Origin of the sequence: Streptomyces griseoaurantiacus, assembly GCF_036189845.1 — a bacterium.
Taxonomy (GTDB): Bacteria; Actinomycetota; Actinomycetes; order Streptomycetales; family Streptomycetaceae; genus Streptomyces; species Streptomyces griseoaurantiacus.
Genome location: NZ_CP108326.1, coordinates 6,598,523 through 6,613,991, shown reverse-complemented (window position 1 = coordinate 6,613,991; position 15,469 = coordinate 6,598,523). Strand labels below are relative to the sequence as shown.

The 15,469-nt window shown below is 71.6% G+C and carries 9 protein-coding genes and 1 pseudogene; 3 read left to right on the top strand and 7 right to left on the bottom strand.

The window, feature by feature from the left end; all coding sequences use genetic code 11:
• Position 1: 1 nt before the first annotated feature.
• From OHB09_RS29175 to OHB09_RS29150, 6 genes and pseudogenes are all read right to left on the bottom strand, one after another.
• Positions 2-919 (bottom strand): universal stress protein, encoded by a 918-nt coding sequence (locus OHB09_RS29175; RefSeq protein ID WP_328922790.1) that lies wholly within the window; start codon positions 917-919, stop codon positions 2-4.
• Between the two features lie 162 nt (positions 920-1,081).
• Positions 1,082-1,369: pseudogene (locus tag OHB09_RS29170) on the bottom strand (aldehyde dehydrogenase); the annotation flags it as partial.
• Between the two features lie 140 nt (positions 1,370-1,509).
• A complete protein-coding gene (locus OHB09_RS29165; protein ID WP_006141226.1) occupies positions 1,510-2,202 on the bottom strand; it encodes a response regulator in 693 nt (230 codons plus the stop codon).
• Positions 2,203-2,809: 607 nt separating this feature from the next.
• Positions 2,810-5,143: a heavy metal translocating P-type ATPase gene (locus OHB09_RS29160; protein WP_191851666.1), complete on the bottom strand. Its 2,334-nt coding sequence runs from the start codon at positions 5,141-5,143 to the stop codon at positions 2,810-2,812.
• A gap of 173 nt (positions 5,144-5,316) precedes the next feature.
• Positions 5,317-6,843, bottom strand: coding sequence for a bifunctional aminoglycoside phosphotransferase/ATP-binding protein (locus OHB09_RS29155; RefSeq protein ID WP_191851667.1), 1,527 nt, complete (start codon positions 6,841-6,843; stop codon positions 5,317-5,319).
• A gap of 190 nt (positions 6,844-7,033) precedes the next feature.
• A complete protein-coding gene (locus OHB09_RS29150; RefSeq protein ID WP_374930718.1) occupies positions 7,034-8,032 on the bottom strand; it encodes an Acg family FMN-binding oxidoreductase in 999 nt (332 codons plus the stop codon).
• Positions 8,033-8,317: 285 nt separating this feature from the next.
• On the opposite strand from OHB09_RS29150, the gene OHB09_RS29145 reads away from it, so the two are divergent.
• The 3 genes from OHB09_RS29145 to OHB09_RS29135 all read left to right on the top strand — a co-directional run bounded on the left by OHB09_RS29145 (position 8,318) and on the right by OHB09_RS29135 (position 11,343).
• Positions 8,318-9,670: a nicotinate phosphoribosyltransferase gene (locus tag OHB09_RS29145; RefSeq protein WP_319118707.1), complete on the top strand. Its 1,353-nt coding sequence runs from the start codon at positions 8,318-8,320 to the stop codon at positions 9,668-9,670.
• Between the two features lie 220 nt (positions 9,671-9,890).
• Complete coding sequence (locus OHB09_RS29140) at positions 9,891-10,472, top strand: Rv1733c family protein (protein WP_191851669.1); 582 nt, start codon at positions 9,891-9,893, stop codon at positions 10,470-10,472.
• A 424-nt stretch (positions 10,473-10,896) separates the two neighbouring features.
• The gene (locus OHB09_RS29135; protein ID WP_191851670.1) at positions 10,897-11,343 is read left to right on the top strand and encodes a universal stress protein; all 447 of its coding nucleotides are present in this window, start codon (positions 10,897-10,899) and stop codon (positions 11,341-11,343) included.
• Positions 11,344-11,658: 315 nt separating this feature from the next.
• Here the strand turns inward: OHB09_RS29135 and OHB09_RS29130 are convergent, their stop codons facing one another.
• Complete coding sequence (locus OHB09_RS29130; RefSeq protein ID WP_191851671.1) at positions 11,659-15,315, bottom strand: hydantoinase B/oxoprolinase family protein; 3,657 nt, start codon at positions 15,313-15,315, stop codon at positions 11,659-11,661.
• Positions 15,316-15,469 lie beyond the last annotated feature (154 nt).

The window sequence follows — 15,469 nt, the reverse complement described above, 5'->3', positions numbered from 1 at the left end:
GTCAGTCGTGCGGGACTACCGCCACCGGGCAGGCGGCGTGGTGCGGCAGGGCCTGGGTCACCGGACCGACGTGCGTCCCGACGGCTGCCCGGCGGATCCGCCGGCCGACGACCACCAGGGCAGCGTCGTGAGAGGCGTCGACCAGGTGGTGGCCCGCGCCGCCGACGGTGACCTGGGTGGTCACCTCCAGGGCGGGGAACCTCTCCCGCCACGGCCGCAGCACGTCGGCCACTTCGCTCCGCACCCGCGTGGCCATGTCCTTGTTCAGGTCGGGCATGAGCGTGCCGCCGTAGTAGTAGGGGGGCAGCGCCCAGCCGTGGACGACCCGCAGCCGTGCCGCGTGCCGGGAGGCCTCCTCGCAGGCGAAGCCGATCACCGCGTCGCAGGGCTGGTACAGATCGAGGCCGAGGACGACATCGCCGTGGTCGGCCGCGGGCCGGCCACCGGCCGGTTCCTCCGCCTGCCGTTCCGTCTCGTCGGGTCCGGGAGCCCGCACGAGGACCACGGGCCGCTCGCTGCCGGCGAGGACCGCGAGGGAGACGGAGCCGAGGAGGAACCCGGTGACCTTGCCGAGCCCCCGGGAGCCCAGGACCAGCAGCTCGGCATCCTCGGCGGCCTGCAGCAGGGCGGGTACGGGCAGCCCGGGGATCTCGTCGTCGAGGACGCGCAGACCGGGGTGGCGGCGGGTGATGCGCGTCCGCGCCTCGTCCAGGAGGCGTTGCGCGTAGGCGCGTCGGAGATCCCGGGGCGGTGTCGGTGCGCCGAGTGCGCCCGTCGGCGCGTAGGCGGGCGTCTGCCAGTCGGAGGCGCTCACCAGGCGCAGCGGCAGATCGCGCAGGAGCGCCTCGCCGGCGGCCCAGTCCGCTGCGGCCAGGCTCTCCGGCGAGCCGTCGAGTCCGACGGTGAGGGTGCGGGTCATGAGGTACCTCCTTCGGGATGCTTCGAGTCTCCGCTCCGCGCGGCCGCCGCGGCAGGGCCACCGGTCCTGGTCCGGCCGCTGACGGTCCTGTGCGGCGCGGACGGTCACCGGTGTGCGGACGGCCGGACCCCGGCGGGTGCCGGGGTCCGGGTACCGCGGTCTTCACCCGCGCGGGAGCCGGTCGGCGACGTACTCGGTGAGATCGAGCAGGCGGTTGGTGTAGCCCCACTCGTTGTCGTACCAGGCGAAGACCTTCACCAGTTCGCCGTGGACCTGCGTCAGTCGGGCGTCCAGTACGCACGAGGCGGGATCGCCGACGACATCGCGCGAGACGATCGGGGCGTCCGAGACGCGCAGGATCCCCTTGAGCGGACCGTCCGCCGCCTCGCGGAAGGCCGCGTCGATCTCCTCGGCGCTCGCGGGACGCCGCAGGGTCAGGCTCAGGTCGGTGCGGGGTGTCCGCCGATGTCCGTGCATCCGGACTGTGGGCATCGGCGCGGCCGGGGCTTGGGTCGTACGGTGCGGACCGGAGGGACGTTCGACCCTGCTGCCCGGCCCGCGCCACGGCGCACGCGGCATCCGTCGTGCGGTCAGTGGCCCCGCTGTCGCTGCCGGTCCTGTGCCTGGGTGGCGATGACGGCGGCCTGGACCCTTCGTTCGACGCCGAGCTTGGCCAGCAGGCGGGAGATGTGGTTCTTCACCGTCTTCTCGGCGAGGTAGAGCCGCTGCCCGATCTGGCGGTTCGTCAATCCCTCGCCGATGAGGGCCAGGATCTCCCGCTCGCGCGGGGTCAGCCCCGGCAGCGCCTCGGCTTCTTCCTCCTGCTCCTGACCTCCGCGCAGACGCGCCAGCAGCCTGGCGGTGGCGTTGGCGTCCAGCAGGGACTGGCCCGCGGCAACCGTACGGACGGCCGAGACGAGGTCGGAGCCCTGGATCTGCTTCAGCACGTACCCGGAGGCGCCCGCCATGATCGAGTCCAGCAGCGCCTCCTCGTCGTCGAACGAGGTCAGCATCAGGCAGGCCAGTTCGGGCATGTGCGAGCGCAGTTCACGGCACACGCTGACACCGTCGCCGTCCGGCAGGCGGACGTCGAGGACCGCGACGTGCGGGCGCAGCGCGGGTACCCGGACCAGGGCCTGCTCGGCCGTGGCGGCCTCACCGACCACGTTGATGTCCGGTTCGTCGTCGAGGAGGTCGTGCACCCCTCGCCGTACGACCTCGTGGTCGTCCAGCAGGAAGACCCGGATGGGATCCCCGGGTCCGGGCCGTTCGCTGTCCGCCATGCCATGCTCCTTGTCCCGTGTGCGCGCCGGCGCCCGTTCCGGGCCCCGCCCACCTGTCCCCCGGTTCCGCACCGTCGCGGGGCCGACCGCAGGGCCGATCGGCCCTGGCATCCTCGCGCATCCCCGCCGCCGACGGCTACCCGGACGCGACAAGGCATCCCCTCGCTACGGGTACGGGGCAGCTCTCGTGTCGCTGGGGCCCGAGCCCTCACTCATGACTTCCTCATCGCTGCTCGGGCCGAGCACGGGCTACCGGTATCGGCTCGTGCGATCGGCACGGCGCAACCGGTGGTGAGCGAGTCGGTGACCGACGCCCGCACATACGTTCCCGGTCCGTGCCGACTGGATCGGGAAATCAGGAAGGGCACCATCAGGATCAGCGTGTGGGACAGCAGTACCACCCGACCGTTGATCCAGGCGCCCGACCCGGAGCGCGTGGGTCGCCACGGCTCGGAGAGATCGTCATGGAGGTGTCCCAGGACTTTCGGGTTCGTCAGGAACCTGGTGGAAAAAGGATCACCGTGCCCCTCGTCCTTGACGGCCTCGAAGGAAACCGCACCGGCCGTGAGGTCGGATGAGACCAGTCTCGCGAAGCCCGTACCCCTCGTCACGGAGCCAGAGAGAAATAGTTCTCCTCCTCCTGGCTGAAATGAAGCCGCAGCACGGTGTTGAGGCCGTAGAGGCAGGAGCGCAGGTCGTCCAGCTGTTCGGGGGCCAGTCCGCCGCCGGCGCGGGCGAGTTCCACGTGGGTGGCGATGCGATGGGACAGACGCTCGATCTCGACATGGGCGCGGCTCATGGTCGCGGTGGTCTCGGGGCCACCGAGGGTCGCCGCGAGGGCCGGATAGAGCTGGTGCTCTTCCGCGTACTCGTGCGGAAGGAGCCGCTCGGTGAGCAGCCGGTGCGCCTCCTCGACGCCGGCGAGGGCTGCCGGATCCGGTGCGTCGGAGAGACGGTCGGCGGCGGCCCGCACCGATTGGAGTACGTCCTGCAGGTCGTCGTGCTCGGTGGCGAAGCGGTGGATGAGTGCTTCGGTGGCGGGTGTGAGCGTCGGCCGCTCGGAGCGGCCGGCACGTACGGCCCGCAGCGCATTGAGGATGACGGCGACGTCGATGCCCTCCTGCAGCAGGGCGCCCGCGGCGGGCTGGATCAGTCCGAAGGCGGCCCCGGCCATGGCGATCAGCGACAGCGACATGCCGCCCAGGGCGCTCTGCACGGCGATCCGCCGTGAGCGCTGGGCGATGGCGACGGCATCGGCGAGGCGGTCGACGCGGTCGGTGGTGAGCACGACGTCCGCCGCCTCGGAGGAAGCCGTGGAACCACGGGCGCCCATGGCGACACCTATGTCCGCGGCGGCCAGGGCGGGGGCGTCGTTGACGCCGTCCCCCACCATGACTGTGACCGCGTGTTCGCGTTCGGAGCGTACGACCGCGACCTTGTCGGCGGGACCGAGTTCGGCGCGTACGCCGTCCAGTCCGAGCACGGCCGCGACCTCCTGGGCGGGGGCCGCTCGGTCGCCCGTCAGCATCAGCAGTCGCCGGATGCCCGCCGACCGCAGTCGGCTCAGGGCGTGGGGAGCTTCGGGACGCAGTGGGTCGCGCAGGAGTACGGCGCCGGACAGGTGCTCGTCGACGACGAGCCATGCGACGGTCGCCCCGTCGAGAAGGGCGCGGTTGTCCACCGCCCTCGCCCAGGAGGAGTCGGCCCGGGCCGTCGGAGGGACGCGACCGACGAAGACCCGGTGCCCGTCGACGGTCCCGCTTATCCCCCGGCCGGGTTCCTCGGTCACGTCCGTCGGCACCGACAGCTGCAGTTCGCGCTCCTGCGCGGCGTCCACGAGGGCGCGGGCCAGCACGTGGGGAGAGTACTGGTCCAGCGAGGCCGCCGTCCGGAGAATCTGCGTCGGGGCCTGACCGGGTGCGGCGGCGACGTCCAGCACGCTCGGGCGGCCCCGGGTCAGGGTTCCCGTCTTGTCCAGCAGGATGGTGCGGGCTCGGCCGAGGTTCTCGAGGGCGCCGCCGTCGCGGACGATCACGCCGCGGCGGGAGGCGCGGGAGAGGCCCGAGACGACGGCGACCGGCGCCGCCAGCAGCAGCGGGCACGGGGTGGCGACCACGAGAACGGCGACCGCGCGGGCCGCGGAGCCGCTGGCCAGCCATGCCAGAGCCGCCACAACGACGGTCAGTGGCAGGAACCAGGCGGCGTACCGGTCCGTCAGCCGCACGATGGGCGCGGACTCCGCACCGGCCTGTTGTGCGAGGCGCACGATCCCGGCATAGGTGCTGTCCTGCTCGGTGGCGGTGGCCCGCAGTTCGAAGGCACCGCCGGCGTTGACCACGCCGCTGCGTACCCCCTCGCCCCGGCGCCGCGGGATCTGGACGGATTCACCGGTGAGCACCGACTCGTCCAGGACGGCCTCGGGACTCTCGACGCGGCCGTCGACCGGCACGGTCTCCCCGGAACCGACGATCAGCAGGTCACCGGCGCTGACCTCTTCCAGCGGCACCGTGGTCACTTCCCCGGCGGCTCGGCGGCGTGCCGAGCGCGGGGCGTGGGCCAGCAGGGCGTGCATGTCGTGGGAGGCGCGTCGCTGGGCGGCCTCCTCCAGGGTGCGGCCCGTGGCGAGCATGAGCGCGATCAACGCGCCGGCCAGGAACTCACGGATGGCCAGGGTCCCGCCCAGAGCGAGTACGGCGATCAGGTCGACGCCCGCATGCCCCTGTCGCAACGCGACCAGGACCCACGCCACCGCGGGGACGATGGCGGCCGCGGTACCCAGTCCCCAGAGGGCGTCGGCGACATCGACGGCGCCGAGGAGCCAGGAAATGCCGCCCGCGACGAGAGCCACGGTCGTCACGGCGAGGAGGGCGGGCTCGAGCCGGGGAGACGCGAATGCCGATGCCGAGTGCCGCAGTCGTGCGACGACGAGGGAGCGCTTCATGGGGACCTCGGTTCGTGCGGCGGGGGCGGCGTGGAGCCGCCGTTTCCATCGAAACGCGATGCGCCGGGCCGTGGGGAGTGCCGTCCGGCCCACTCGTGCGGCCGGACGGACACCCCGTGCCGCGGGGAGGAGTGCCCTCGCACGTGCGGTGGCGTTCCCCTCCCGCTCCACGTTCAGTCCGGCTGCATGTAGGGGCGTCGGAACACCTTCGCCTGGTCCGGCCCCCACGGTCGGACGGCTTCCAGGGCCTGTGCCACCGCGGAGCCCAGAGGACCGCTGGTGTCGACCGGGACGGCTCCGGACCAGGGCGGTTCCCTGGAGCTCATGGCGTCGGCCACGCCGATGTCGGCATCGGACGCGCCCGGGGCACGGGTACGGAGGCGGTCGGCTGCCACGTCCTTCGGTACGTGGCAGTGCAGTGCCGTGAGGGCGGCACTGGCGCTTTCGGCCGTACGGCGTGCCGCTTCGCGTTGGGCCGGGTCGGTCCACGTGGCGTCGAGGACCACCGATTCGCCCCGGGCCAGGAGGGCCGCTGCCCGGTCCAGCAGCGCGGCATAGGTCCGGGCCGTCCATCGGGGCGTGTAGAGCCCCTGCCCGTATGCGGCCGCTGCGGCCTGTTCCACGGGGAGCCCCGCCAGCTCCTTCCGCAGGCGGTCGCTGCTGAGCAGCACCGCGCCGAGACGGTCGGCCAGTGCGCCGGACAGCGTGGACTTCCCGGTGCCGGGCAGTCCGCCGACGAGTGTCAGGCCGACCGCCGAGGTACGCAGGTGGCGCAGGGTCATGGCGATGAACCGCTGGGCCGCCGCCCGCGCGCCGGGGGCACCCTGGCGGGCTTGGATCATGGAGACCTTGGCTCGGACAAAGGCCCGGTAGGCGACATAGTGATGCCACAGCGACGGCGGTGCGGGGTCACCCGAGTATTCACCGTACCGGGCGAGGAAGAACGCCGCGGACTCGGGCGCACCGAGCAGTTCCAGGTCCATGGCCAGGAACGCGGCATCGTCGAGACCGTCGACGTAGCGGAGGTGGTCGTCGAATTCGAGGCAGTCCAGGATCCGCGGTCCGTCGTCGAAGCAGAAGATGTCGTCGGCGAGAAGGTCTCCGTGACCGTCGACCACTCTGCCCTGCTCGATGCGCATGTCGAACAGGGGTTCCCGCCCCGCGAGGTATTCCCGGACGAGGCGCTCGATCTCCGCCGGCGCGTCGGACTCGAGGCCCTCGGCGGTCATGGTGTCGACCTGGGCGAAGCTCGACTCCCAACGGGACGTCAGCGCGTCGCGTGTGCCTTGTTCCTCGATGTCCGGGCCGCGGGGCGCGACGGCGTGCCATGCGGCGAGCTGCCTGGCGACGACGCGCAGGGCATCCCCGACGGGCGCTCCGGTCCCGACGAGGTGTGCCAGGCGGAGATCGTCCGGCATGCGGCGCATCACCACGAGCGGCTCGGGCTCCTCCTCGCCGGGGGTACGGAGCTCACCCAGCCCCAGATACACGTCCGGCGCGAATCGTCTGTTGAGGTCGATCTCCCGCTCGCACGCGGTACGGCGCGCCGTCGACGAGGTGTAATCCAGGAATCCCAGGTCTACGCGCTTCTTGACCTTGTACACGTGGTCTTCCATGAAGAAGAGCACGGCGGTGTGCGTCTCGCGGACCTGAGCGCGTGTGGCGCCCATCGCGCTCTTGTAGTGCCCCGGTTCATTCATCAGCCACCCCGGTAGGGCTCTTGGGCGGGCGTCGAGGCCCGCGGTGACGGCTGGGCACGGCGACGGCGTCCTCCGCCGTGCGGACGTGACGCGTTCTCCACCGAGGGGTACCCACGCAGCTTCGTGACGCACGTGGGTCCACCGCCGGTGGAAAGGACGGAGGCGCTGTCTCCCGGTACGCGGGGACGCGTCAGTCGATGGTCAGCACCTCGTGCACGGGCCGCCTCGGCGTGGCCGGCACGTCCGGCCCGTATCCGAGGCGAAGCACCATCTGTACGTGGCCGACTCCCGAGATCGGGTCACGCGCCAGCAGACGCAGCTCTCGGTGTTCCAGGGGGTGCGAGGTGAGAGAGGTGGACAGGCCCGCCAGAGTGGCTTCCAGCAGGACGCGTTCCAGTGCCTGGCCTGCCCTCAGCCAGTCGGCGGGGCCGTCGCCACGGGTGCTGAGCAGCGCGAGAAGCGGAGTGCGCTCGAAGACCGCGCTCCCCCGGTTCGGCACCGGCCTGCGACCGGCGAAGTCACGCACGGGAGCCTTGCCGTCCCTCCTGCGGGGGCCGAAGGCATACTCGGGGACACCGTCCGGGGCGCTGTCCGCCTCACTGCCGAGTCTGGTCCAGCGCGTCATGTCCTCGCCGACCTCCGGGTCCACCAGATCGCGGCACTCCGCGTCACGGACCAGGTCGATCAGAGTCTCGACATGCCAGCGGTCGGGGAACAGCAGGACGGCGTCCTCCTGCGCCGCGGCCTCCCGCAGAGAGGCCCTGTCGTTCTCGGGGACGTCCTTGTCGGAGAACGGCTGCCGACTCGTCCTTCGCCGTGTGATCGCCGGATGCAGGCGCCGCAGCTCCCGGTCCGACGGAGTCCCGGCGGGGTCAGCGGGGTCGGTCAGGCGGACGACCGCAAGCAGGGAGGGATCCCGCGGATCGGGCAGCAACGCGGTATGCGGCTCCAGGAACGCGTGCACGGCCGAGACGCGCAGGTTGAAGAGGGCCGCCCCGCAGCCGATGTGCAGCGCCCGGTCGCCGGGGTCGGAGCGCGGCATGGCACGGTCCGTGTCGGCGCGTATCCGCAGGAGGCGCTCGGCCGTCACGAAGTGGAAGCGCCACGGTTGCGCGTTGTGCATGGACGGTGCCATGGCCGCCTCGGCCACCAGCGTCGTCACGGTGTTCTCCTGGGGCTGCACTCGCATCATGAGGTCCTCCTCGCGATCCGGCCTGCGCCGACACCCGCGCGCCGGACGTCCGGGAGTGAGTACCCCGTCATGGTTCTGCCTCAGGCCTGTGTCCGCGGCCTGCCGGGGCCTCCCGCTCTCTCCATTGTTCGTCGGGCATGCCCTCTCGGAAAGGCGGGACGGCACAACGGCGCCTCGAGCGAAAGTCCCGGAAAGGACGGCCGGTCGGCCCTTCCGTTCGGCCGCGGGAGCGGGTGATGCTGGACTGGACCGCCCGACCGCCCGTGCGACGAGGTGAGCGTCATGTCGGACGTGACCACCACGGACCTGTACGAGGTGACGATGGTGCTGTCCTACCTCGAAGAGGGCATGGACGGCCTCGCCACCTTCAGTCTCTTCGTACGCACATTGCCGCCCGAACGGGGATTTCTGGTGAGCGCCGGTGTGGAGCCCGTGCTCGACTACCTGAGCGACTTCGAGGTCACTTCCACCGACGTCGAGGACTTCGCCCGTGCACTGCGCCGTCCGTCCGCCTCGCTGAATGCTCTGCACGGCATGAGGTTCACCGGCGAGGTGCGCGCCGTCCCCGAGGGGAGGGTGGTCTTCGCCGGGGAGCCGTTGCTGGAGGTCACCGCGCCGATCGCGGAGGCGCAGCTCGTCGAGACGTTCCTCCTCAACCAGGTCTCCCACCAGACCGCCGTCGCCTCCAAGGCGGTGCGCTCCGTCCTGGCCGCCGCGGGACGTCCGGTGATCGACTTCTCCCTCCGCCGCACCCACGGCGCCGGCGCCGGCCTGCAGGCCGCCCGTGTGGGGGCTCTCGCCGGGTTCGCCGGCACCAGCAACGTGGCGGCGGCGGTCCGTTGGGGTCTGCCCGCCTCGGGCACGATGGCGCATTCGTACGTCGAGGCCTTCCCGGACGAGGAGACCGCCTTCCGCGCCTTCGCCCGCGCCCACCCCGGACCCGTCACCTTCCTGGTGGACACGTACGACACGGTGCGCGGGACGCGTACGGCGGCCCGCGTACTGCGGGAGCTGGATCGGGGGCTGGGCTGCGGAGTACGGCTGGACAGCGGCGACCTGGGCGTCCTGGCTCGTCGCGTGCGTGCCGAACTGGACGCCGCCGGGCTGTCCGACGTACGGATCGTCGCCAGTGGCGGCCTCGACGAGTACGGCGTGGAAGCCCTGTCACGTTCGGGGGCACCCATCGACGTCTTCGCGGTCGGCACCCGCGTGGGCACCTCGGCCGACGCCCCGTACCTGGACTCCGCCTACAAGCTCGTGGAGTACGACGGCCGCCCGGTCATGAAGCTGTCGTCCGCGAAGGTGACGTTGCCCGGACGCAAGCAGGCCTTCCGCCGCCCGAACGGTGACGATGTCATCGCCCGGTGGGACGAGCCCGTGCCGGCGGACGCGGAACCGCTGCTGCGCACGGTGATGAGGGACGGACGCCGCATGGAACCGCCGGACACCCTGCGCGAGGCCCACGCCCGCCTGACGGCGGACCTGGCCGCGCTGCCTGACGACGTCCTGCGGGTCCGCGCGCCTCGCCCGCGTCGGGCCGTGGTGTCCGAGCCGTTGTCCAGGCTGACCTCGGAGGTGCGCGGCCGTCTCGCTGAGCCGACCGACGGCGCCCCCGCGCCGTCGGCCCCGTACTGATCGCCCACGCCCCGCGCGGGGCGGCACTGATTCCCTCCGCGGGAGAGCCGCGTACCTCGTCCTACTGGAAAGCCGCGTGAATCGCCTGCTCGTCGGCACTGTGCGAGACGAGCAGGAGTAGGGCCCTTCGGCCCCGATGCGTTCCAGGTGATGCCCGAACGGCCCTGCACCTCGGCGTGGCCGCGGGCGAGGCTGGAGGGAACAGCCGGAGGTGAGCACGATGCGCAGAGCCGGCATCACTCGGCAGTACCTGTGGCGTTGGAGGCACAACCCCCTGCGCCGTCGTGAGGACGTGCTCGAAGCGTGGATTCTGTTGATCGTGGGGCTCATGATCGTAGTAGTGGGTCCCGCGGCCGGGGTACTGGCCGCGGGGGCCGGGGCACACCTCGCGGAGCAGCAACGCGCCGAACGTCATCCGATCACGGCCACGCTCACGAGGGATGCCACGGGCGGCGCGGTGACCGCCGGTACGACCAGTAGGCATACCGGCGCCCCTGTGCGCTGGACCGCCTCCGACGGGACGCGTCATGTGGGCACCGCGTCGGTCGACAAGACGTTGAAAGCCGGTTCCCAGGTGAAGCTGTGGACGGACCGGCAGGATCACCTGACGGCTCCGCCGCCCACCACGGCCGAGGTCGGCATAGAAGCCGGCGCCGTGGGCACCACCTCGGCCCTCGCCGTCGTCGTGGCGTCGACGACCGGATACTTCGGCGTCCGGGCGGTACTCAACCGGCGGCGTCTGGCCGCCTGGGAGAGCGAGTGGAAGGAGCTGGGATCCCAGCAGGGGCGGAGAGCCGGCTGACGGGCTACTCGACGGCCGTCACGTCGCCGGAGTCGGAGACGCGTGCTGCGGACCGGGGTGGCGGCATCTGGCATCGAGGGTGCGGAGCCGGGTCGTTCGGGCGAGGTACTCCCTGATCGACTCGTTCGGCCGGGGGGGGACGTCGCGGCGGTACACCGCCGAGCGAAGGACTCACCGGACCACTGTTCGAGCACACGGCGACCGGGCCGCCTGCCGCACTCTGTGGTGCGTGTCGTCGTCCGAGTCCCTGGGGCACCGACGGGTGAGACCGTGCCGACTCCGGACACCTCGGCGGTGGCCTCGGTGAGTGAACGCCGCCGCCGCGACGGCAGATCGTCCACCACCGCGCCCGGGTTCCGTGGCCGTGGAACGGGGACGGCCTCCCGGCACGACCGGGTGATGCGACTTGAGTGAGGTGCTCATCATGCTCACCGACGCGAACACAAGGCCGATCGTGGTCGGCGTCGATCCTGAGCTGGTGGTGATCGGTTCTCGGCATCTGGGAGTGGCGCGGGAAGTGTTCACCTCCGCCGCGGTCGCGCTGCCCTTGACCGCACTCGCCACCTGTCCGGTCGTCGTACTACGGGAGCCCGAACACATCACCCAGCAGCCGCCCTACCTCGTCGTAGGTGTGGACGGCAGCCCCCACTCGGCGGCCGCCGTCGACCTCGCCTTCGCCGAAGCGGACCTGCGCAGCGCGCACCTGCGGGCCTTGTACGTGTGGCACACCCCGCTGCTCGGCCTGCTCGACGAACACGCGGCACTGCGGGAAGCGCGTCGGACCCTTTCCGGTCATGATGCCGTCCGCGGTGGTGGGTGTCGATCATGGTTCGCAGTCGAGCTGGAAGGCGGTGGGAACAGTGGCGCGTGAGGCCGGGACGCGTGGCGCTCCCCTTGCAGTTGGTGCATGCCTTCGGGTGGCCGACTCGCACGTGCCTCGGGGCCTCCCGCCCTGGTACCCGGGCGGGAGAGGAGTGCGGGAACTCGTGGACGGCACGATGGCCGATGCCGAACAGCTCGTACACCGAGTGGCTCCGCACGTCGAGGTCACCCGCCAGGTGACTCTGGGGGAACCGTTTCGGTGAGCCGGGCCCTTCTTCAGCATGCGCTGTGTCCCGTTGTCGTCGTTCGGCACGAGGGTGCGACTGAACCGGATGAACCGGACAGGTGAGGGCGGTACGGGCCGTCATCGTCCGGGGGCCCCGGATCGTCCGGGCTCAGCGGGGGCGGGGTGTCCGTAGCCACCGCCGCCGGGGCTGTGCAGGACGAACACGTCGTCTCGTCGTACGGCCAGGGAACCGCAGCCCGCCATGGGAAGGATCCGGCCGGCCCGTTCCACATGGTGGTGCCCGAGCGCTCCCGGCTCCCCGCCGGCCATCCCGTACGGAGGGATCCGACGGTGTCCGGAGAGCACGCTGATGGTCATCGCCTCGCGGAAGCGAATCCTGCGCACCACGCCGTCGCCTCCACGCCACCGGCCCCGGCCACCGCTGCCGGCTCGCAGGGAGAACCGCTCGACGAGCACCGGGAGCCGCATCTCCAGCACCTCCGGGTCCGTCAGGTAGGAGTTCGTCATGTGCGTCTGTACCGCGGAGGCACCGTGGAAGCCGGGGCCCGCGCCGGCTCCCGAGGCGACCGTCTCGTAGTACTGGTGGTGCTCGTTGCCGAACGTGACGTTGTTCATGGTGCCGCTGCCCTCGGCCTGCGCCGCCAGCGCGGCGTAGAGCGCACCGGTGATCGCCTGTGAGGTCTCCACGTTGCCCGCCACGATGGCGGCCGGTGACGTGGGGGCGAGCATGGACCCCTGGGGCACGAGAATGCGCAGCGGTCGCAGGCAGCCGTCGTTCAGCGGGATGTCCTGGGCGATGAGGGTGCGGAAGACGTACAGCACGGCAGCGGTGACCACGGAGGTCGGTGCGTTGAAATTGGAACCGAGTTGCGGCGAGGTCCCCGTGAAGTCGACGGTCGCCTCGCGCCGGTCGCGGTCCACCGTGACCCGCGCGGCGATCACCGCGCCGGAGTCGGTCTCGTACCGGTACGCCCCGCCGGTGAGGCCGTCCAGGGCCTGCCGGACGGCCTCCTCGGCGTTGTCCTGCACGTGCCGCATGTATGCCTGTACCGCGTCCGGGCCGAAGTGCCGGATCATACGGTCGACCTCGTCGACACCCTTGGCGTTGGCGGCGACCTGGGCCCGCAGGTCGGCCAGGTTGGTAGCCGGATCGCGGGAGGGGTACGGCGCGCCGGTGAGCAGTTCCAGGGTCTCCTTCTCCCGCAGGCGGCCGTCCTGGACGAGCAGCCAGTTGTCGAAGAGGACACCTTCCTCCTCGATGCGTCGGCTGTCGGCCGGCATCGAGCCCGGCGTCAGGCCGCCGATCTCCGCGTGGTGCCCGCGGGAGGCGACGTGGAACAGCACTCTGCCGGCGCTCGGTGTACCGGCTTCCCCGAAGACCGGCGTGATCACGGTGATGTCGGGGAGGTGAGTGCCGCCGTGGTACGGGTCGTTCACCGCGTAGGCGTCTCCTGGACGCATGCCTCCGGCGCGGCGGCGGACGATCTCCCGGACGGCGGTTCCCATCGAACCGAGGTGGACCGGGATGTGGGGCGCGTTGGCGACGAGGTTGCCCTCGGGGTCGAAGAGGGCGCAGGAGAAGTCCAGTCGTTCCTTGATGTTGACGGACTGGGCGGTCGCCGCGAGACGGGCACCCATCTGCTCGGCAACGGAGACGAACTGGCTGTTGAAGATCTCGAGCAGGACGGGATCGGCGCCGATGCCGACCTCGTCCTTGGTGAGTGCGGCGGTCCTGGTCAGGCGTAGGTGCCCGAACTCGGTGACCGTGGCCTGCCAGCCGGGGTCGACGACGGTGGTCGCGTTGTCCTCGGCGATCACGGCGGGTCCTGGAACCACCACTCCGGGACTCAGCCGCTCGCGTTCCCGGAGCGGTACCGTCCGCCACGCACCGTCGACGTGGAGGCGTGTGGTGGGGGCTGCCGCCTCGACGGAGGGCGCGCGCCGACCGCCGAGCCGGCCGAGGTCGGGCCTGGTCGTCAACCCCCTGGCCTCGATGGAAAGGGCATCGACCACGACCGGCCGGTCCAGCGTGAAGGAGTACAGCGCCCTGTGGCGCTCGGTGAACGTGTCCGCCATCTCCTGGGCACCGCCGAGCGGCACGGCGACGGACGTGTCGGTGCCGTCGTAGCGCAGGCGCGCCGTCCGCGTGACGCGTACGCGCTCGCTCGGGGCACCCTGAGCGCTCAGCCGCGCCCGTGCGGCCTTCTCCAGTCGGCCCGCGACCGTTCGGACCCGGTCCATGTGCGCCTCGTCCAAGGCCAGTTCTACCGATTGCTCGCGGACGGTCGTGAGGTCCGCGAGTCCGATGCCGAACGCGGAGAGCACTCCGGCGAGCGGCGGTACGAGGACGGTACGGATGCCGAGAGCGTCGGCGACGGCGCACGCGTGCTGGCCACCGGCCCCACCGAAGGAGGTCAGAGCGTAGCCGCGCACGTCGTGCCCCCGGTGCACGGAGATGCGCTTGACCGCGGCGGCCACGTTCGCGACCGCCACTTGGAGGAAGCCCTCGGCCACCTCCTCGGGTGTCCGCCGGTCACCCGTGGCCGCGCGGATGCGGTCCGCGAGTGCGGCGAAGTCGCGTCGCACGACGCCGTCGTCCAGCGGCTGATCACCGTCGGGGCCGAAGACGTGGGGGAAATGCTCGGACGGGACGCGCCCGAGCATCACGTTGGCGTCGGTGACCGTGAGCGGACCGCCCGCGCGATAGCACGCCGGTCCCGGGCGGGCCCCAGCGGAGTCCGGACCGACTCGGTAGCGTCCGTGGTCGAAGCGGAGTACCGATCCGCCGCCCGCGGCGACCGTGTGGATGTCCAGCATCGGTACCTGCAGCCGGACTCCGGCGATACGGGTGACGGGTACCCGGTCGAACTCACCGGCGTAGTGGGACACGTCCGTCGAGGTGCCGCCCATGTCGAAGCCGATGACGCGGTCGTGCCCGGCCTGCTGCGAGAGGCGGGCCATGCCGACGATGCCACCGGCCGGGCCGGAGAGCACGGCGTTGGTGCCCCGGAAGTGGTCCGCCGCCGCGAGACCGCCGTTCGACTGCATGAACAGGAGCCGGACGCCGGAGAGTTCCTGCGAGACGTCCCGCACGTACCTGCGCAGCCCGGGTGAGAGGTAGGCGTCCACAACGGCGGTGTCGCCGCGGAGGACGAGCCGGGTGAGCGGTCCGACGTCGGAGGAGAGCGAGACCTGGGTGAAGCCGAGGGAGGTGGCCAGCCGGCCGATGGCACGCTCGTGTCCGGGGTGGAGCGCACTGTGCATACAGACGACCGCGAGCGCACGGATCCCGTCGGCATACGCGTGCCGGAGTGCCGACGCCAGAGTGTGCAGGTCGGGCGGACGCAGCACCTCGCCCTCCGGAGTGACGCGTTCGTCGACCTCGATGACGCGCTCGTGGAGCGCCTCCGGCAGCTCGATCTTCCTGGCGAAGAGGTGAGGGCGGTTCTGGTAGCCGATGCGCAGGGCGTCCCGGAACCCCCGTGTGATCACGAGTGCCGTGCGTTCCCCCGTACGTTCCAGCAGGGCGTTGGTCGCCACGGTCGTGCCCATGCGGACGCTGTGGATGAGATGGCCGGGGATCGGCGCACCCTGGGACAGTCCGAGAAGGCGCCGGACGCCCTCGACCGCCGCGTCGCGATAACGGCCGGGATCCTCGGACAGCAGCTTGAGCGCCCGGACACGGCCGTCGGGCGCCCTGGCCACGACGTCGGTGAAGGTACCGCCCCTGTCGATCCAGAACCGCCAGCCGGCAGATGGGGTCTCGCTGGGCATGCTCGCGTCCTCCTTCTGCGCTGACGGACGACGCTGCCGTCTCCCTTCGTCCCAGCATGGGCCATTCGTCACGAGATGCGAGAGGATCACGCGCGCACGGGAGGTTCGCGATCCATACTGAAACGGGACGCGCACGGTGACGAGGGGAGGTGTG

Coding starts and splice junctions, on each gene's coding strand:
- OHB09_RS29135 (WP_191851670.1), top strand. CDS start 10,897: ATGCTCACCGACGCGAACACAAGGCCGATCGTGGTCGGCGTCGATCCT.
- OHB09_RS29145 (WP_319118707.1), top strand. CDS start 8,318: ATGTCGGACGTGACCACCACGGACCTGTACGAGGTGACGATGGTGCTG.
- OHB09_RS29160 (WP_191851666.1), bottom strand. CDS start 5,143: ATGAAGCGCTCCCTCGTCGTCGCACGACTGCGGCACTCGGCATCGGCA.
- OHB09_RS29165 (WP_006141226.1), bottom strand. CDS start 2,202: ATGGCGGACAGCGAACGGCCCGGACCCGGGGATCCCATCCGGGTCTTC.
- OHB09_RS29150 (WP_374930718.1), bottom strand. CDS start 8,032: ATGCGAGTGCAGCCCCAGGAGAACACCGTGACGACGCTGGTGGCCGAG.
- OHB09_RS29130 (WP_191851671.1), bottom strand. CDS start 15,315: ATGCCCAGCGAGACCCCATCTGCCGGCTGGCGGTTCTGGATCGACAGG.
- OHB09_RS29175 (WP_328922790.1), bottom strand. CDS start 919: ATGACCCGCACCCTCACCGTCGGACTCGACGGCTCGCCGGAGAGCCTG.
- OHB09_RS29155 (WP_191851667.1), bottom strand. CDS start 6,843: ATGAATGAACCGGGGCACTACAAGAGCGCGATGGGCGCCACACGCGCT.
- OHB09_RS29140 (WP_191851669.1), top strand. CDS start 9,891: ATGCGCAGAGCCGGCATCACTCGGCAGTACCTGTGGCGTTGGAGGCAC.